The organism is Burkholderia sp. AU33423 (genome assembly GCF_002223135.1).
GTDB classification, from domain to species: Bacteria; Pseudomonadota; Gammaproteobacteria; order Burkholderiales; family Burkholderiaceae; genus Burkholderia; species Burkholderia lata_D.
This window is the reverse complement of the sequence record NZ_NKFH01000004.1, coordinates 666486-682215: the sequence shown is the minus strand read 5'-3', so window position 1 is coordinate 682215 and position 15730 is coordinate 666486. Positions and strand designations below refer to the sequence as shown.

Annotated in this window: 19 protein-coding genes and 4 tRNA genes; 9 read left to right on the top strand and 14 right to left on the bottom strand. The window is 61.0% G+C overall.

Going from position 1 to position 15730, the window contains the following annotated elements; genetic code table 11:
- Positions 1 to 22: 22 nt before the first annotated feature.
- Both CFB50_RS05935 and CFB50_RS05930 read right to left on the bottom strand, forming a co-directional pair.
- Positions 23 to 508: a GNAT family N-acetyltransferase gene (locus tag CFB50_RS05935; RefSeq protein ID WP_089445221.1), complete on the bottom strand. Its 486-nt coding sequence runs from the start codon at positions 506 to 508 to the stop codon at positions 23 to 25.
- Positions 509 to 634: 126 nt separating this feature from the next.
- On the bottom strand, positions 635 to 1507 hold the full coding sequence (locus CFB50_RS05930) for a pirin family protein (protein WP_085040580.1): 873 nt from the start codon (positions 1505 to 1507) through the stop codon (positions 635 to 637).
- 109 nt (positions 1508 to 1616) lie between these two features.
- Here CFB50_RS05930 and CFB50_RS05925 point away from each other — a divergent pair, with 109 nt between their 5' ends.
- Both CFB50_RS05925 and CFB50_RS05920 read left to right on the top strand, forming a co-directional pair.
- Entirely contained in the window at positions 1617 to 2534 is a 918-nt protein-coding gene (locus CFB50_RS05925) for a LysR family transcriptional regulator (RefSeq protein ID WP_089445220.1), read from the top strand.
- Positions 2535 to 2636: 102 nt separating this feature from the next.
- Positions 2637 to 3140, top strand: a complete 504-nt coding sequence (locus tag CFB50_RS05920) for a GAF domain-containing protein (protein ID WP_089445219.1) — start codon at positions 2637 to 2639, stop codon at positions 3138 to 3140.
- A 157-nt stretch (positions 3141 to 3297) separates the two neighbouring features.
- Here the strand turns inward: CFB50_RS05920 and map are convergent, their stop codons facing one another.
- Together map and CFB50_RS05910 are read right to left on the bottom strand one after the other, a co-directional pair.
- The gene (gene map / locus CFB50_RS05915; protein ID WP_069247500.1) at positions 3298 to 4104 is read right to left on the bottom strand and encodes a type I methionyl aminopeptidase; all 807 of its coding nucleotides are present in this window, start codon (positions 4102 to 4104) and stop codon (positions 3298 to 3300) included.
- The gene (locus CFB50_RS05910; protein WP_039348336.1) at positions 4104 to 4340 is read right to left on the bottom strand and encodes a ParD-like family protein; all 237 of its coding nucleotides are present in this window, start codon (positions 4338 to 4340) and stop codon (positions 4104 to 4106) included. The genes map and CFB50_RS05910 overlap by 1 nt, the downstream gene beginning before the upstream one ends.
- A gap of 141 nt (positions 4341 to 4481) precedes the next feature.
- Here CFB50_RS05910 and CFB50_RS05905 point away from each other — a divergent pair, with 141 nt between their 5' ends.
- The 5 genes from CFB50_RS05905 (at position 4482) to CFB50_RS38555 (ending at position 8488) form a co-directional block, all read left to right on the top strand.
- Positions 4482 to 5105 carry a helix-turn-helix domain-containing protein gene (locus CFB50_RS05905; RefSeq protein WP_089445218.1) on the top strand — a complete coding sequence of 208 codons (624 nt, stop codon included), beginning with the start codon at positions 4482 to 4484 and terminating at the stop codon, positions 5103 to 5105.
- 58 nt (positions 5106 to 5163) lie between these two features.
- Entirely contained in the window at positions 5164 to 5712 is a 549-nt protein-coding gene (locus tag CFB50_RS05900; protein ID WP_089445217.1) for a GNAT family N-acetyltransferase, read from the top strand.
- Between the two features lie 1154 nt (positions 5713 to 6866).
- Positions 6867 to 7556: a hypothetical protein gene (locus CFB50_RS05895; RefSeq protein ID WP_069247496.1), complete on the top strand. Its 690-nt coding sequence runs from the start codon at positions 6867 to 6869 to the stop codon at positions 7554 to 7556.
- Between the two features lie 87 nt (positions 7557 to 7643).
- Positions 7644 to 7874: a hypothetical protein gene (locus CFB50_RS05890; protein ID WP_069247495.1), complete on the top strand. Its 231-nt coding sequence runs from the start codon at positions 7644 to 7646 to the stop codon at positions 7872 to 7874.
- A gap of 311 nt (positions 7875 to 8185) precedes the next feature.
- Positions 8186 to 8488, top strand: coding sequence for a hypothetical protein (locus tag CFB50_RS38555; protein WP_144020631.1), 303 nt, complete (start codon positions 8186 to 8188; stop codon positions 8486 to 8488).
- A gap of 305 nt (positions 8489 to 8793) precedes the next feature.
- On the opposite strand, the gene CFB50_RS05885 is transcribed toward CFB50_RS38555, so the two are convergent.
- Positions 8794 to 9210, bottom strand: a complete 417-nt coding sequence (locus CFB50_RS05885; protein ID WP_089445216.1) for an AidA/PixA family protein — start codon at positions 9208 to 9210, stop codon at positions 8794 to 8796.
- A 296-nt stretch (positions 9211 to 9506) separates the two neighbouring features.
- On the opposite strand from CFB50_RS05885, the gene CFB50_RS38550 reads away from it, so the two are divergent.
- Both CFB50_RS38550 and CFB50_RS38545 read left to right on the top strand, forming a co-directional pair.
- A complete protein-coding gene (locus tag CFB50_RS38550; RefSeq protein ID WP_144020630.1) occupies positions 9507 to 9818 on the top strand; it encodes a hypothetical protein in 312 nt (103 codons plus the stop codon).
- Positions 9819 to 10937: 1119 nt separating this feature from the next.
- Positions 10938 to 11252 (top strand): hypothetical protein, encoded by a 315-nt coding sequence (locus CFB50_RS38545; protein WP_144020629.1) that lies wholly within the window; start codon positions 10938 to 10940, stop codon positions 11250 to 11252.
- Positions 11253 to 11592: 340 nt separating this feature from the next.
- Here the strand turns inward: CFB50_RS38545 and CFB50_RS05875 are convergent, their stop codons facing one another.
- The 9 genes from CFB50_RS05875 to pgsA all read right to left on the bottom strand — a co-directional run bounded on the left by CFB50_RS05875 (position 11593) and on the right by pgsA (position 15710).
- Positions 11593 to 12156, bottom strand: a complete 564-nt coding sequence (locus tag CFB50_RS05875) for a TlpA disulfide reductase family protein (protein WP_089445215.1) — start codon at positions 12154 to 12156, stop codon at positions 11593 to 11595.
- Complete coding sequence (locus CFB50_RS05870) at positions 12146 to 13213, bottom strand: hypothetical protein (protein WP_089445214.1); 1068 nt, start codon at positions 13211 to 13213, stop codon at positions 12146 to 12148. The genes CFB50_RS05875 and CFB50_RS05870 overlap by 11 nt, the downstream gene beginning before the upstream one ends.
- Before the next feature lie 151 nt (positions 13214 to 13364).
- Positions 13365 to 13727: a DUF2946 domain-containing protein gene (locus CFB50_RS05865; protein ID WP_089446039.1), complete on the bottom strand. Its 363-nt coding sequence runs from the start codon at positions 13725 to 13727 to the stop codon at positions 13365 to 13367.
- A 510-nt stretch (positions 13728 to 14237) separates the two neighbouring features.
- Positions 14238 to 14378: a hypothetical protein gene (locus tag CFB50_RS39425; protein ID WP_166893620.1), complete on the bottom strand. Its 141-nt coding sequence runs from the start codon at positions 14376 to 14378 to the stop codon at positions 14238 to 14240.
- A gap of 103 nt (positions 14379 to 14481) precedes the next feature.
- A tRNA-Cys gene (locus tag CFB50_RS05860) sits at positions 14482 to 14555 on the bottom strand.
- 100 nt (positions 14556 to 14655) lie between these two features.
- Positions 14656 to 14731: transfer RNA gene (locus CFB50_RS05855), tRNA-Gly, on the bottom strand.
- Between the two features lie 51 nt (positions 14732 to 14782).
- Positions 14783 to 14858 (bottom strand) — tRNA-Gly (locus CFB50_RS05850).
- Between the two features lie 53 nt (positions 14859 to 14911).
- A tRNA-Gly gene (locus CFB50_RS05845) sits at positions 14912 to 14987 on the bottom strand.
- Positions 14988 to 15122: 135 nt separating this feature from the next.
- A complete protein-coding gene (gene pgsA, locus CFB50_RS05840) occupies positions 15123 to 15710 on the bottom strand; it encodes a CDP-diacylglycerol--glycerol-3-phosphate 3-phosphatidyltransferase (RefSeq protein WP_011351424.1) in 588 nt (195 codons plus the stop codon).
- Positions 15711 to 15730: the final 20 nt, after the last annotated feature.

Sequence of the window (15730 nt, the reverse complement as noted above, 5' to 3'; positions counted from 1 at the left end):
CGGCTGGGCGGCGCATCGCGCATTACGCGCGTGCGCTGCTCATCCACACGTGCGGGATGCCGTCCTCGTCGTGCACGTCCGAACTCGGCGTGAAGCCGAATGCGCCGTAAAAACGCTGCAAGTGGGCCTGCGCGTGCAGGCTCACCGGCGTATCCGGCCACTGCGCGCGGATATGCTCGAGCGCACGCGACAGCAGCCCGTTGCCGAGGCCCGCGCCGCGAAACGCGGCGGTCGTCAGCACGCGGCCGATGCGTACGTCGGTGTTCTGCGCATCGGGCAGCAGCACACGCAGATAGCCGGCCACGCGACCGGCCGGATCGAAGGCGGCCAGGTGCCATGCGGCCTGATCCGCGTCGTCGATGTCGCGATACACACAGTTCTGCTCGACGACGAACACCGCGCTGCGGGCTTCGAGGATCGAATAGACTTCGCGCGCCGTCAGCGCGTCGAAGAATTTCCAGCGCCAGTCGAGATCGGCGGCGCTCGGGGATGCAGCGGATGCGTTCATGGTCGGTCCTGATTCGGGCGCGCCGGCCGGCGCGCGGCAATCGACGATTATGCCTCGAAGCGCACTCGCCGCGCGACCGACTGCCCGCGCACAAAAAAAAGCCCCGCATTGCGCGGGGCCTGTCCGTCATGCCGGCATCTGGCCGAAGCGGCCGCTGTTGAAGTCCTCGATCGCGGTACGAATCTCCGCTTGCGAGTTCATCACGAACGGCCCGTAACCGACGACGGGTTCGTCGATCGGTTCGCCGCTCAGGATCAGCAGCTTCGCGTCGCCGTTCGCTTCGATCTCGACATCGCTGCCGTCGCGGCCGAGTTGCACGAACTGCGCTTCGCGGGCGACCGTCTCGCCGTTCACCTGCACGGTACCGCTCAGCACGACCACCGCGAGCGTACGCCCTTCGGCGACCGGGAACCGCGCATGGCCGCCGGCCACGAGCCGCACGTCCCACACGTCGATCGGCGTATGCGTGCGGGCCGGGCCGCGCCGCCCGTCGAGTTCGCCCGCGATGATCCGCGCACGCCCCGCGCCGTCCGGCAGCTCGACCACGGGGATGTCGGCGTTCAGCAGCGTCTGGTAACCGGGCGCCCCCATCTTGTCCGCGGCGGGCAGGTTCACCCACAGCTGCACCATCTCGAGCGGGCCGCCGCGCTTCGTGAACCCTTCCGAGTGGAATTCCTCGTGCAGGATCCCGCTCGCGGCCGTCATCCACTGCACGTCGCCCGGGCCGATCACGCCGCCCGCGCCGGTCGAGTCGCGGTGCGCAACCTCGCCGTCATAGACGATCGTCACCGTCTCGAACCCGCGGTGCGGATGCTGGCCGACACCGCGCGGTGCCGCGGCCGAGCCCGGCTCGAACGTGGTCGGGCCGGCGTAATCGAGCAGCAGGAACGGGCTCAGGTGCGCGCCGTGGGACTGGTAGCTGAACATCGAACGCACCGGGAAACCGTCGCCGACCCAATGGCCGCGCGGCGCACTGTACACACCCTGGATCTTCTTCATTGCCTTCTCCGAATTGCGGCGAAACACGTGTTTCGCATCCTGGGTAGAAATATAGTGGTGGAACGATCGATCCGGTAGACTGCCAAAATCGCACTCAGCGTTCCATTTCATGAACGATAAAGCGCGGGATCTGAACGATCTCTATTACTTCGTGCAGGTCGTCGAACACGGCGGCTTCGCTCCGGCCGGGCGGGCGCTGGACATGCCGAAATCGAAGCTGAGCCGCCGCATCGCGCTGCTCGAGGCGCGGCTCGGGATGCGGCTGATCCAGCGCTCGACGCGCCGCTTCACGGTCACCGACGTCGGCCAGACCTATTACGCGCATTGCCGCGCGATGCTCGTCGAAGCCGATGCGGCCGACGAGGCGATCGCGCTGCTGCACGAGGAGCCACGCGGCATCGTGCGCGTCAGTTGCCCGATCGTGCTGCTCGATTCGCTGGTCGGCACGATGATCGCCGCGTTCATGGTCGCGTGCCCGCGCGTCGAGATTCATCTGGAAGCGACCAACCGGCGCGTCGACGTGGTCGGCGAAGGAATCGACGTCGCGATCCGTGTACGCCCGCCGCCGCTCGAAGACAGCGATCTCGCGCTGCGCGTGCTGGCCGAGCGCGGCCAGTGCCTCGTCGCGAGCCCGGCGCTGCTGCGCGAGCAGGGCGTCCCGGCCGTTCCCGCCGATCTCGCGCGCCTGCCGAGCCTCGATCACGGCGCCCCGCAGTCCGCGCACGTGTGGCGGCTGCGCGGGCCCGACGGCGCGCACGCGGAAATTCATCACCAGCCGCGCTTCGTGACGGGCGGCATGCTCGCGCTGCGCGCGGCGGCCGTCGCGGGCGTCGGCATCGTGCAGTTGCCGACGATGATGGTGCGCGATGAGGTCGCGCGCGGCGAGCTGGTGACCGTGCTGCCCGACTGGGCGCCGCGCCGCGAGATCGTGCATGCGGTGTTCGCGTCGCGCCGAGGGTTGCTGCCCGCGGTGCGCGCACTGCTGGATTTTCTCGCGGAGCGGTTTGCCGAACTCGAACCCGATTGAGCGCGCCGCTTCACGCGTGACCAGGCGCTGCAAACCCTGCGCGCGTGCCGTAGACTGCGGTACGCGCATCGCGCATTCCACAACCCTGATCGCTTTCCCGCCATGTTCACGCTGTCCAACGACCCCAACGCCTCCAAGGCCGATCAATACGCGACGCTCGTCGAGCAGGCCCGTGCACTCGTCGAATCCGAACGCGATCTGACCGCGAACGCGGCCAACTTCGCCGCACTCGTCTACCACTCGCTGGACCGTCTCAACTGGGCCGGCTTCTACTTCTTCGACGGGACGGAACTCGTGGTCGGGCCGTTCCAGGGCAAGCCCGCCTGCGTGCGGATCGCGCTCGGCAAGGGCGTGTGCGGCACGGCCGCGCAGACGCGCGAGACGCAGGTCGTGCGCGACGTGCATGACTTCCCCGGCCATATCGCGTGCGACGCCGCATCGGAGTCGGAAATCGTCGTGCCGCTGGTGGCCGCCGACGGCACGCTGATCGGCGTGTGGGACGTCGACAGCCCGGTCGCCGCGCGCTTCGACGACGAAGACCGCCAGGGGATGGAAGCGCTGTGCCGCGTGTTCGTCGAACACGCATGGCAGAAGGCGCGCGGTTGAGCGGCGGCCAGACCGCGCTCCCCAACCAAGCAATCGGTCGCCGCGTTCGCGCGTCAATCGCGCGCGCCGCGCAACCTCGAACGAAAGCGAAACGGGCCCCGCAAAGGGGCCCGTTCCACTGTGCCGCTGCACCACCCTTCGTGGCGCACGGCAGGTATCAGGCAGCGTGCGTGCCGGACAGCGCCGGGAACGCCTGCGGCTTCGCGTCCTCGGTCAGCACCTCGAAGCCCGTTTCCGTCACCACGACCATGTGCTCCCATTGCGCCGACAGTGAATGGTCCTTCGTGACCACCGTCCAGCCGTCCGCCAGCATGCGCGTGTCGCGCTTGCCCGCGTTGAGCATCGGCTCGATCGTGAAGATCATCCCCGGCCGGAGCGGCACGCCGGTGCCCGGACGGCCATAGTGAAGCACCTGCGGCTCGTCGTGATAGACATCGCCGATGCCGTGCCCGCAGTATTCGCGAACCACGCTGAATCCTTCGCGATGCGCGACCTGCTGGATCGCGTAGCCGACGTCGCCGAGCGTCGCGCCCGGACGCACCGCGCGAATGCCCGCGTGCATCGCCTCATAGGTCGTCGCGACGAGGCGCCGCGCAAGCTCGTTCGGTTCGCCGACGAAATACATGCGGCTCGTATCGCCGAACCAGCCGTCCTTGATCACCGCGATGTCGAGGTTCACGATGTCGCCGTCGCGCAGCGGCCGCGACGTCGGAATGCCGTGACACACCACGTGGTTGACCGATGTGCACAGCGTCTTCGGATAACCGTGGTAGCCGATGTTCGCCGGGATCGCGCCGAGCACGTCGACGATGTATTCGCGGCAGCGTGCGTCCAGATCATCGGTGGTGACGCCCGGCTTCACGTGCTCGGTGATCATCGTCAGCACCTGCGACGCGAGCTTCGCGGCTTCGCGCGACTTGGCGATTTCCGCGGCGCCGCGGATCGGGATTTCTCGTTTCGCCATTACGCCACCTGCTCGATGCCGTGCTCGACCGGTTCCGCCGGCCCCGTCTCACCGCCCCGTGCTTCGGCCTCGATCAGCATCCGGCAGATGTCACCGTAGGACAGCGCCGGATTGAGTTCCGCCAGCATCCCCACGCGCAGCCAGTGTTCGGCCTGCGCGTTGATCGAGCGGCTCAGCGCCGTGCTGGTCGAGCGCAGCCGCTCGTGCATGTGCTCGGAAATCTTGATGATGCCCATATATCCCCAATTAAACGAAACGTAGTCGATTCGTATATTACGCCGCGCACGACTGCCGGGCAAGCTGTTGGAATCCCGTCGAGCCGTCTGAGGTCGATCCCGTTGACAGCGAATTCCAGTTTGCTGGAAAATAAATCCATCATGAAAGAATCAGCGCCCCCCGTTGCCGACGACACCGGCATCAACGAACGCATCGCCCGGCGCGTACGCGACCTGCGCACCGTGCGAGGCTACACGCTCGATGCGCTGGCCGCGCGCTCCGGCGTCAGCCGTTCGATGATCTCGCTCATCGAACGCGCATCGGCCAGCCCGACGGCCGTCGTGCTCGACAAGCTCGCGGCCGGGCTCGGCGTGTCGCTGGCTGGCCTGTTCGGCGGCGACCCGGACGACACGCCCGCGCAGCCGCTGGCCCGTCGCGCGCAGCAGGCCGAATGGCGAGATCCGGCGTCCGGCTATGTGCGCCGCAACCTCTCCCCGGCCGGTTGGCCGTCGCCGATCCAGCTCGTCGAGGTGGATTTCCCGCCCGGCGCACGCGTCGCGTACGACAGCGGTGGACGCGAAAGCGCGCTGCATCAGCAGGTGTGGGTGATCAGCGGCCGCGTCGACGTCACGTTCGGCGACGCGCTTCACGAACTTCACGAAGGCGACTGCCTGGCGATGCGGCTCGACCAGCCGCTGATTTTCAGCAATCCGTCGTCGCATGCCGCCCGCTATGTCGTCGCGATCTGCGATGCGTCTGCCGCCGCCGGCGTGCGGAACCTCTGATGAACGCGTCGTCGCAGTTGCCGTGCGCGCGCCCTATCCATTGCCCACAGGAGCCGGTATGAATTCCCCGAAACAGCGCGACGACGTGCGCCTGATCGATTGCAGCGAGGCCGAGCATGCGCCGGCCATCCTCGAGATCCTGAACGACGCGATCGCGAACTCGACCGCGCTGTACGACTACAAGCCGCGTCCACCGGAAGCGATGGTCGCGTGGTTCGCGGCGAAGCGCGCGGGCGGCTTCCCGGTCATCGGCGCGGTCGATGCGTCGGGCACGCTGCTGGGCTTTGCGAGCTGGGGCACGTTCCGCGCGTTTCCCGCCTTCAAGTACACGGTCGAACACAGTGTGTACGTGCATCGCGACCAGCGCGGCCGCGGGCTGGGCGAGGTGCTGCTGCGCGAAGTGGTCCGGCGCGCGCGCGAAGCGCAGGTACACGTGGTGGTCGGCTGCATCGATGCGACCAATGCGGGAAGCATCGCTCTGCATACGAAACTGGGCTTCGTGCACTCGGGCACGATCGCGGAGGCGGGATTCAAGTTTGGCCGCTGGCTCGATGCGGCGTTCTATCAGCTGACGCTCGACACGCCGGCGCAGCCGGTGGATGGGTGATCGGCGGGAGGCCGTTGCATGCGCCGTGCGCGTCGGCCACCAAGCGATGCGGAGACGTGTAGCGTGCAAGCGTGCCGCCACCTCCTCTTCTTGGCCCAAAAAGCGCGCTTCTCGCCTGCTCGTCAGGGCCGCTGGGCAACTCGGGTTCCAAAGCACTTCCCGGTCACATGAGCACGCAACCCCCGCGGCACCTGCAATCATCACCCCGATGGTGCAACAGTGCCTGCGCCCTGTCTGACAAGGTTCGCGCCTAAAGCGACGCCGCGACCTACGCCCGCCTTTTCGGGGACGAGCCGTTGCCGACCCACTGCGGTCTCCCGCAACGCTCTGGCGCAGACCTTCGAAGCAATCGTTGAGCGCATCGCAGATACACTGCGGCTGCGCCCCTTCAATAGCCCTAGGTAGATTTCCTGCAACGAGCTCAACGCCGCATTCCTCCAACCGCCTTTTCGCGGCAACCAAGAACTTTGTTCCCCGAGCATCAGGTGCGTACTCGTGAATCAATTCAATCCGCACCTCTTTGCCGCGGAGCACGCTCTCCCCTTACCAGTCTCCCGACGCGCTATGTAACAACCCGGCGCGAGCGGAACGGGCAATTTGCAGTAGAGCGGTAACGGCAGCCGTAGTTTCATTTACCGAATATTCATCGTGATCGGCACTCGGATCCGAAACCGAAACTACAACGCTCGGCGCTGACAAAAACATCCGCTATTGCCAACAGAGAAACGCTCAATTTAATTAAATATAAAATCATAAAATTGACACCTAAGGGTAAACGATAAATCGTTTACCACACCTTATTTAAGGAAATTTCCTAAGATGATCTAACGGGGATGACGGACTGGATTATTTCCTGCCACCGGAAAATCATTACGGCACTTCTTTTTTAAAAACTATTGAGAAATTTCACCAGAGCCTCCGGCAGTCGCCAATGGGGCGGAAAGACCTATTGCCGACGACAAACATTCCGAGCACGAGCACTGGATGCCTGTCAAAAAATATACAACCCGAATCCCGGGCGCTGTAGATTTTGTCTACCAAAGAGTATCAGACCGTCAATCGCAGATTACGGAGACATTTATGTAAAAAATCAAGCCACCCATGAACCCAGTGCAGCGAGGCACAAAATCCATCTTTCATCGTGGAGACCGAAAATGACTTCTTATTATGTTGATTTCAACAATGATACCAAGCAGACCTGGACTATGGCTGTATACCAGACCCTGCCGAGTTCAATTGGACTGGAGAGCGTGTCGTGGAAGCAAACGACCGTCCCTCAAAGTGGCGCCAGCGGTGTGACGTGGGATATTTTCTACAACGTCGCCATTGCCAATTACCAGCAGATCGGTGGTATTGGAGTCTACAAAGCCAGTCAGACGTTGAAGACGGAATTGGGAACGGCATGGGACTGCATTTTCCAAGATAACGTCCAGCAATTGGTGCCGGGGTCCGGTTCCGTACCGGGAGATTCCGTCCTGATCAATAACAAGTCGACCAATCTCGCGAACCTTGGCATCGGCATGAGCGGTCAGGGATCGGTGTTCAAGAAGGGCGTGGTCAGCGGCGCATCGGCTCAGTTCCAGGTGACACCGACTTATTGGGTCGGCTTGTTCAATTCACTCGTCCTCGGCGAAGTGATTTCAAGCAATGTCGTGGTGGGTCCGCTACAGCTGTCCTACCCTAGCGGGCAGAATCTCGCGACTGTCAACGCATACATGGACGGCAACACGATCAAGCTCAACGTCACATACGGCCAGCAAGTTGCTGTCGAAAATAATGTGGCGGAAAGAATCATTGCTGCGCAACCAGCGCGGTCCGGGATTTTGCTCGAATACGGTAACTAAATGGCTGCGTGCCATTGTTATGCGAGAGATAAGTACCGTAACGGTGCCTATTTTGTTACCCATTACTTTTCGACCGAGACAATCGATATGCGCACCATTGCCAAGATTCTCTTTCCGACCTTGATGGCCTGCCTTTTTTTCAACGGTGAAGCCGGCGCCGCCGAAAAATCCTTCTGCTATTACCATCACAATTGTCCTGCCGACGGAAAGCTGCCGAAAGGTCAGTTGCCCGAGCAATACACCAAGCGGCAATGCACGAACGGAGGAGGAAAGAGCTGGGGCGAAGGCCCGAAGAGCTGCGAGAATGTGAACGATTGATGGGGCAATCGCCTCTAAAAACGAGTCCACCTCGTCACACGAGGTAATAGCAGGAAGAATCGCATAATTATTTAACATCCCAACAACTGCTTTTATATTTATGACGCACCTTCACCTCGTGCCTGAACGGTGCGTTCGCAGCCCCTGCCACTTCCCTCGTTGTGGCAGGGGGTTTTTTAGTGTCCTCCGATATTACGGTCGCACGGTCTGGTCATGCCATAGGCGGGCCTTCCAAACGAGTTGCCCGAATTCCGCCAACGCGTGGGACAGGACGAGTTGCTCGACGCCTGGAGCACAACCACCTTCAGGAAATGACGCTCGAACAACGCTTCGTGCCGGAACGCGTGCATGTGCACCGAACGTTGGAGGGCCGCACGACGGCGACCATTGATGGAAAGCCCACACCGGCGTCGGCCACAAGTACTTTTTCCCCGCGGGGCGACAGCGCCTTTCCGGTCCTGCCGGTCACAGGGTGGCATTACTCTCGCCCGTTCAATGGCCGGGAACCCGCCATCGATGGCATGAAAGCCGCATGCGGAGCGACGCCGATCGCATCGCGGTCGTCCGCAACGTTCAACGACGTCGGCTCTGGTAAAGCGACCGATGGTCGTTGAGACTGAGGTAATCGCTCGCGAGCGGCAGATGCGCGACCGACAATTCCGCCTCCAAACGCAACGGATTCGAAGCCGGCGGACGTTCAGTCCGCGTCCGGAACATCTGCCCCCAGTTTCCCGCCAAAGCAACTTTTCTGCAGGTTCGCGAGATTTGACTGACTCATCGCCGCCAGCCGCTGGCGGGCTATGCTCGCCACCACACTGCTAGCCCGTCAAAACAACTTGACGGGCCACGCCACATCGCCCCAACTCAAGACAAGCAACCAATTTTGGCGATCAGCAATTAATTAGAGTCGTCAATTCAATTACTCGCTCTCATCTTCGGACGCGCGAGGAGTTGCAGTAATAAACGGATCGAAACTCATAGGAGGCGAATCATCAAGAATCAAACTCATACTATATTGGACCTTGGTACCCGCCTTCGCAACATACGCCTGTGTGCTAGTCACGCCACCCGGCGGGATATGATCAACATTGATCATGCCAGAATTTACAGCCTGCCCGTTAATTCCAGCTATTGAAACATCATTCCCAGGATTAATTGATGTAACAGTCCATTGAATCGTATCCTTGACCTTGCATGTCGTCTGCAACTCATTCCCGCCCTCTCCATTGACTCCAACGTACCCGGTCGAATCGATCATATACGTGTATTTGGCAAGATTCTTCTCCTGAAGAGCCTTGCTAACATTGACGACCACCAGAACATAACGGATTGCCATGACGCCCTCATTTATAAAAAATAGATCATAAATTGATTCGAGCCAAAATCACCACAAAGCAGCCACTCCAAACCTCAAATACCCGCCACAACCAGAAACAGCTCCTGCACCGTCGATACTAACCCCGTCAATGAAAATTTCAATTACAACCAATAACATCCATCAACCCTCGAAAAGAATCAATTAACCCGACAATTAACAAAATTCGATCAAACGAGATCTTCGATTGACGAAACATTTTCATCATCTAGAATCATTCTGAGCTTCACCTCATCAACAATCGAAAGGAATCGAAAATGGAAACGATCAAACCGAATATTCTCGAAATTTACAAAGACGCAAGAGTCATTCGGATCGAGGCAAGTCCGAATATCTACACCAACAATCTGCTCGCCACACTGGCCCAGCGAAACGGCGACGAAATCCATTTTCAATTTCTGGCCGACCCATCAAGAGGTCAATCCGCAATAGATCACATTTACGTTGCACTAATGGCCAGCCTCTATTCCGGCCGCCCCGTAACCATTCAAACGAATGGAAGAGCGAGCACAGAGGGATACGGCTACATTAGCAATTGCACCATTTCCGCCCCCCAGTCTTCACAATGAATCTCAACTGTTGATAGGCGAGCAAAACCGCTCCATTTGCAGCCGGTTTTTTCATCGAAAACAGGCCCACATGTTCGAATGCCGGCTTGGGACGCCAAGCAGGAAAACCGGAGCGCTTGCGGTGAGCATGTTGGCCAAAATCCGGCGAAAGCATTTCCCGATGGCGTCCCTCTCCGGGATATTTCCCGACGTACCGGGCTGTCCAGCAACACGATCAGACGAGGGCTTCGAGAGCCATTCGCTCGCGAGGGATGAAGGTTCGCAGCGCGGTGCGTTCGGTCCTATGTCGTTCGAATATGAGGACGCGTTCCAGTTTGACTGGGCTGCGAACACGTCCCCATCTGCGGATTGCGCCGGCGCCTCTAAGCGGCGCATGTAAAACTCGCGACAAGCCGGGCATTCTCGCTTGTTGGGTACGACACCCGAAGTCGTGAAATGTTGTTCAGTTCGTCGTTGTCGGCCGAGAACACTTCATCCTTGATGCTGATAAGGATCGTGCCGAGCCTCCGCTTCCGAACTGTCGACAACGCGGCAACGATCAGCTCCGCCGACTGTAGTGGTCAAATGAATCCGGACACTGATTTAGGTGAGAATGCTCGCGGTCTGAACCGCCTGGATTTCTAGAACAGATCGAATGGCGGACTGGCACCGGCTGTCGCGGAAGAAAAACTTAACGCAGTGTCCGGAACGAGTCGACCACTACAGGTGGAGGTCAACGTACGCGTCGCCCTCTTCCTCAGTGTCAAAGGTCTGGGAAAGTGGCTTTTGGTAGCAGGTTCGCCCGCTTGATGGGGCATCCCTCGTGCCGGACGGCCGCAGTCGTTTGCTCGCCATGCCCAGATGAACTCGCCTCGATTGCCAACTAGCCGATTGACGGATGGTTGGCGTCGGTTTTTAGTTGATTGCAGGCGACTCTTTACCACTCTGAACAACTTCGTTACAAGGACGAAAGCGACGCAGAAAAAAGAAAAGCCCCGCCGAAGCGGGGTTTTATCTCGTTCTACCTTGAGGCGCGAGCCGGAGTCGAACCGGCCTAAACGGCTTTGCAGACCGTCACATCTTATTTCATATCAATCACTTATTATGTTTAACCGCCCAACTTAACCGCCTTTCCAGTGTATGGGCGGACTGAAACAACTAGACGATCTGGTACGGCAAGCAAAGCAACTCGAAGTGGCACTGAACTCTCGCGCTCGGCAGGCAGCCGATGAGTTGTTTTCCGACTACGTGAAATTATTCAGGGCCCACATGGAGGCCAGTGGCTTTACGGTGCAAGCATCGCAGGTCAATGCGATAGCCCAATACGGCAGCACAAATATCATGATGGCTTGTGACTTCGCCGAGGAGCAGCGTACAAGCTCAATTGTTGTTCGCATCGAATCCCCAGCACTGGATGACGAATATTCAGTGAATGTGTCACGCATTCCGGTATAGAACGCTGGCGAAATAACACCAAAGAGCCCCATCGAAAAAGCGCAACAGCGGCTAGCCACGCTGAAACAAGAGTACACAAGTGACGCACACTTGCGCTTCATCGTGCATCCGCGAAACTCTGCACCCATAGAACGCGACACGTTCCAGTCCGTCCTCGAGCTGCTGCTGCCTGAATGACGTATCCGTCCCTCCTGTAGTTCAGGGGAGGGAACTATAAACGCAAGGCTTATTCAATCACTTGCGACCTATCCCCGCCAGTGCAAATCCGAACGAGAAAGCGTCCCGTCGGGGTGCATAGCGACTGGCGGGGAGCCGCCTGACAATGTGATCGATACCGATTCTATCTTCGCAAGAGCGGCGCAACGACGCGCTCAAGGCGCTCGGCAGTCCACGACGGTTGCGGATCGTCCCAGCCATTGTCGACGAGGAGCCCGTTCCGGTCGATCGTGAAGTTCACCGGGATCCGCCACATGCGCCCGTAGCCTCCGGCATAGGCACTCCCCAACAGCCCCACCGGAAAGCTCAGGCCGGCCGCCACCTGCCGCACCTCCGCGGGGTTGTCCGGCCCGTCCAGGCTGAAGCCGAGCACGCGCAGGCCGTTCGCCGCATGGCGCGCGGCATACGCGGACAACAGCGGCAGTTCGGTCCGGCAGGGCTCGCACCATGTGGCCCAGAAGGTCAGGATGACGACATTACCCCGCAAATCCTCACTGGCGATGCTTTGTCCGTCGAGCGTGTGCAGGACGAGGCCGGGCGCCGGACGGCCGACCGTCAGACTGCCGGCCTGTGCGGCCGGCAGCCATCCGCCGACGCCGGCGCCCAGTGCAAGCCCTCCAGCCATGCGCAGCCAGTCGCGCCTCGCCCGGCGACGCCCGCGGCTTCCCCCCAAACCGTCAGAACGCATAGCTCGCCCCCACCGTGCCCGACCAGCGCGGGAACAACTGATAGCCGCTGAGCCTGCTGTACAGCGCCTTCTGGACGAACGCATAGACGCTCAGGTTCTTCACGACGTTCACCGTCACGCCGGGCGACAGATAAACGACCGTGCCGGCCGTGTTGCCGGTGTCGGCGAGCGCCCCCTGGTCCGAACTCTTGCGCGTCACGTTGATCTGGAGCTGCGGCACGATTCTCGGGTTCTCCTCGTAACGCAGGCCGACGCTGACCGTCGCCTGGTTACCGGGCCGGAAGTCCTCGCCGAGGCCGCGAAGATTCTCGACCACCGCAGCCTGGAATTGACCGTTGATGAACGCGTCGAAATTCTGGCTGACCGGCTGATAGTAGTACGCACCGACGATCAGATCGGTACTGCCCGTCCCGGGCTGCAGGCTCGTATCGAGGGCCTGGCCGTTCGCGCTGTTCGGGCCTGACGAGAAGAACACCGGGCTACGCCCGACGTTGGCGCCCGTCAGCACGTTCTGGCCGCCGTACTTTCCCGTCGGCAGCTTGACCCCCAGTTGCACGCCGAGATTGCGGGTCGGCAGGAAGCCCTGGTAGCTGGCGATCAGCTTGATGTCGCCCAGCCCCTTGCTGGTGACGCCGCTCAGATTGTCGGGTGTGAGCTGGTCCGGCGTGGCATTCCCGTACGTCGAGTGGCCCCGATCGACGAACGGCACGATCGCGCTGAAGTTCCACTTGGGGTTCGGGCTGTAGCTGATGCCCAGGTTCCAGTAGCGGTTGATCGTCTGGTTCTCGACCTCCTGGCTGCCGCCTGCCGCGTTGATCGCCGCCGGTACAACGGCCGAAACCGCATGCGTTCCGCTGCGCAACTGGTTCTGCGGGATGAAGGTGTAGTCCAGGCTGATACGCCAGCCCGGCATGGCCGAATACCCCATCGCGGCATCCGTGCTCAGCGAGCAGCCACAGGTCGCGCAGGCGTGGGCGGCAACCGGCAGAGTCAAGCCCGTCAGACAGGCGAACGCGGCCAACGCCGCGTCGACGGTCTTCTTCGATTCGATTCGCATATCGTTCCCCTCTCATGTCGTGTGCAGGCACGCGCGTTATCCGCAACATGGCGGACGCGCGGTGCGAGATGACCCGATTGCCGGCTCGCGGCCGCGGGCGTTTCACGCGCCGCGGGGGAGCCTGTCCGGATCAACTGCTGGAGTGACTACGTCAGAGGTAGAACGGCGAATCGCGGGGCCGGCCCGCCCGGGGGATATCCCGAAGGACGAACGGGCGTGAAGCGGGTGGATGCGCGACGGCATAGCCGGGAACCGCCAGCCATTGCGGCAAGGACGGTGACGGTGCAGGCGCATGATGCACGAGCAGGTCGCAATACCCGCAAGCCGCGAAATGGTCAGCGGCAAGTGCGTGATTGTCTGCGTCGGGCTGTCCGTCGGCCGAACAGATCGATGCGACTGGCGCATTCTGGTCATGGGAGACCAGGGCATGGCTCACGAGCGGCGCAATGACGACGAGCAGCATGGCAAACATGCCAAGCCACGCTGCCAGACGATTGCGGGAACGTGCGGTCATGATGAGCGGCATCGGGACGGTGGCTGGATCTTAGCCGAAGCGAGCCGTGGCAACCGGAAAACCGTCGTCGGCACGATGCGGCCCTGCCCCGGACGGTTCTCGTGACGGCGCGCGTTCGAAACCGGCCGCCGGGATCCGGCAGCCGTTTGCGATGACGATCGTGCTGCGGATCGGTACGCGCGCACTGTCCGCTCGTCGATTTGACTTCATTGAACTGTCCCCCGCCTGGTCGATGGGTCAGGCGGCGCCGAAGTCGCATGGCGCGCCTTGAGCCTTTCGATTTCTGAATTCGATAACGCAAACGGCGTGCCATGTGAAGCAGGCGCCCGCCGTCATTACACGTCAGGCGTATGCAAAAAAACGCCGTCGTATTGATCGCATGAAGTGTTTCAGACCTGCAACGCTGTCGTCGACATCGTGGCGAACGTGTCGGGCACGACGCTTCATGCGGGCGCTCTTCCATGCTGACGTCGATCGGATACAGGCACTTGCCTGCTTCGCGCGAGGCACTCAATCGAGGTTGCGCAACACCATCGGTACGATGCGCACTGTCGCAGACAATTTCGCGTGCGTCAGGTCATTCGTCGCATCAACGAATGCTTCCGTTTCAGTCTCGCAACGCATACGTGAATTTCGTTCCAGACGACTCATGTTCAATCCGCGGTCCAACGTCGGACGCTTGGCGGTTGCAACGTCGCGGAAAGTGGCTCCGGGCGCAGAAAAAAGAAAAGCCCCGCCGAAGCGGGGCTTTATCTGGAGGCGCGAGCCGGAGTCGAACCGGCCTAAACGGCTTTGCAGGCCGCTGCATAACCGCTTTGCTATCGCGCCAAAAGCGGACTGTGCGAATGCCGTGAGGCAAGCGACAGATTTTTTATTCGAGGACTGAAAGTCCATCAAATAAAAGGGGAAGCGTGGCTTCCCCATTACTTGGAGCGGGAGACGAGTCTCGAACTCGCGACCTCAACCTTGGCAAGGTTGCGCTCTACCAACTGAGCTACTCCCGCATTGTCCTGCATCTGCAGCGCTTCGCCGACCAACACGCTGCCAGAAAAATCTGGAGCGGGAGACGAGTCTCGAACTCGCGACCTCAACCTTGGCAAGGTTGCGCTCTACCAACTGAGCTACTCCCGCATGTGTCCTGCATCTGCAGCGCTTTGCCGACCAACACGCTGCCAGAAAAAATCTGGAGCGGGAGACGAGTCTCGAACTCGCGACCTCAACCTTGGCAAGGTTGCGCTCTACCAACTGAGCTACTCCCGCGTATTGCTGCGCTACTGCTTCCCCGTCACACACTTACTTCGTCGTGCAGCGGAGAAGCGAGATTATGTCGAAGGCACATTCGTGTGTCAAGGGCTTTTCCAGCCCTTTTTACAAAAACCTGCTCGACCGGACGGATCACGCGCCGCCGCGCTCGCGAATCTGCGGCCATGCGAGCTTCATGTAGTACAGCATCGACCAGATCGTCAGCACCGCGGCGAGATACATCAGCCATTCGCCCCACACGCGCGTGTCGATCGTCGCGACGCCGAGCGGCAGCGGCCCGTAGAACAGCAGCATTGGAATCGCGACCATCTGGCATGCGGTCTTGAACTTGCCGAGCTGGTTCACCGCGACGCTCTTCGACGCGCCGATCTGCGCCATCCACTCGCGCAGCGCCGAAATCGCGATCTCGCGGCCGACGATCACAAGTGCGATCGCCGCGTCGACCCGCGAAATCTGCACGAGGATCAACAACGCGGCCGTCACCATCAGCTTGTCCGCCACCGGATCGAGAAATGCACCGAACGACGACGTCTGGTTCCACTTGCGGGCCAGATAGCCGTCGAACCAGTCGGTCAGCGCCGCGAGTATGAAGATCGCCGCCGCCGCAAGATTGCGATGCGCGCCGCCCATCACCGTGTCCGGCAGATAGAACACGCCGACGACGAGCGGAATCAGCACGATTCGTACCCACGTCAGGAAAATCGGGAAATTGAACGGCATGGCATGCGGGACAGTAAAGG

Coding starts and splice junctions, on each gene's coding strand:
- CFB50_RS05935 (WP_089445221.1), bottom strand. CDS start 508: ATGAACGCATCCGCTGCATCCCCGAGCGCCGCCGATCTCGACTGGCGC.
- CFB50_RS05930 (WP_085040580.1), bottom strand. CDS start 1,507: ATGAAGAAGATCCAGGGTGTGTACAGTGCGCCGCGCGGCCATTGGGTC.
- CFB50_RS05925 (WP_089445220.1), top strand. CDS start 1,617: ATGAACGATAAAGCGCGGGATCTGAACGATCTCTATTACTTCGTGCAG.
- CFB50_RS05920 (WP_089445219.1), top strand. CDS start 2,637: ATGTTCACGCTGTCCAACGACCCCAACGCCTCCAAGGCCGATCAATAC.
- map (WP_069247500.1), bottom strand. CDS start 4,104: ATGGCGAAACGAGAAATCCCGATCCGCGGCGCCGCGGAAATCGCCAAG.
- CFB50_RS05910 (WP_039348336.1), bottom strand. CDS start 4,340: ATGGGCATCATCAAGATTTCCGAGCACATGCACGAGCGGCTGCGCTCG.
- CFB50_RS05905 (WP_089445218.1), top strand. CDS start 4,482: ATGAAAGAATCAGCGCCCCCCGTTGCCGACGACACCGGCATCAACGAA.
- CFB50_RS05900 (WP_089445217.1), top strand. CDS start 5,164: ATGAATTCCCCGAAACAGCGCGACGACGTGCGCCTGATCGATTGCAGC.
- CFB50_RS05895 (WP_069247496.1), top strand. CDS start 6,867: ATGACTTCTTATTATGTTGATTTCAACAATGATACCAAGCAGACCTGG.
- CFB50_RS05890 (WP_069247495.1), top strand. CDS start 7,644: ATGCGCACCATTGCCAAGATTCTCTTTCCGACCTTGATGGCCTGCCTT.
- CFB50_RS38555 (WP_144020631.1), top strand. CDS start 8,186: ATGACGCTCGAACAACGCTTCGTGCCGGAACGCGTGCATGTGCACCGA.
- CFB50_RS05885 (WP_089445216.1), bottom strand. CDS start 9,210: ATGGCAATCCGTTATGTTCTGGTGGTCGTCAATGTTAGCAAGGCTCTT.
- CFB50_RS38550 (WP_144020630.1), top strand. CDS start 9,507: ATGGAAACGATCAAACCGAATATTCTCGAAATTTACAAAGACGCAAGA.
- CFB50_RS38545 (WP_144020629.1), top strand. CDS start 10,938: ATGGGCGGACTGAAACAACTAGACGATCTGGTACGGCAAGCAAAGCAA.
- CFB50_RS05875 (WP_089445215.1), bottom strand. CDS start 12,156: ATGCGTTCTGACGGTTTGGGGGGAAGCCGCGGGCGTCGCCGGGCGAGG.
- CFB50_RS05870 (WP_089445214.1), bottom strand. CDS start 13,213: ATGCGAATCGAATCGAAGAAGACCGTCGACGCGGCGTTGGCCGCGTTC.
- CFB50_RS05865 (WP_089446039.1), bottom strand. CDS start 13,727: ATGACCGCACGTTCCCGCAATCGTCTGGCAGCGTGGCTTGGCATGTTT.
- CFB50_RS39425 (WP_166893620.1), bottom strand. CDS start 14,378: ATGAGTCGTCTGGAACGAAATTCACGTATGCGTTGCGAGACTGAAACG.
- pgsA (WP_011351424.1), bottom strand. CDS start 15,710: ATGCCGTTCAATTTCCCGATTTTCCTGACGTGGGTACGAATCGTGCTG.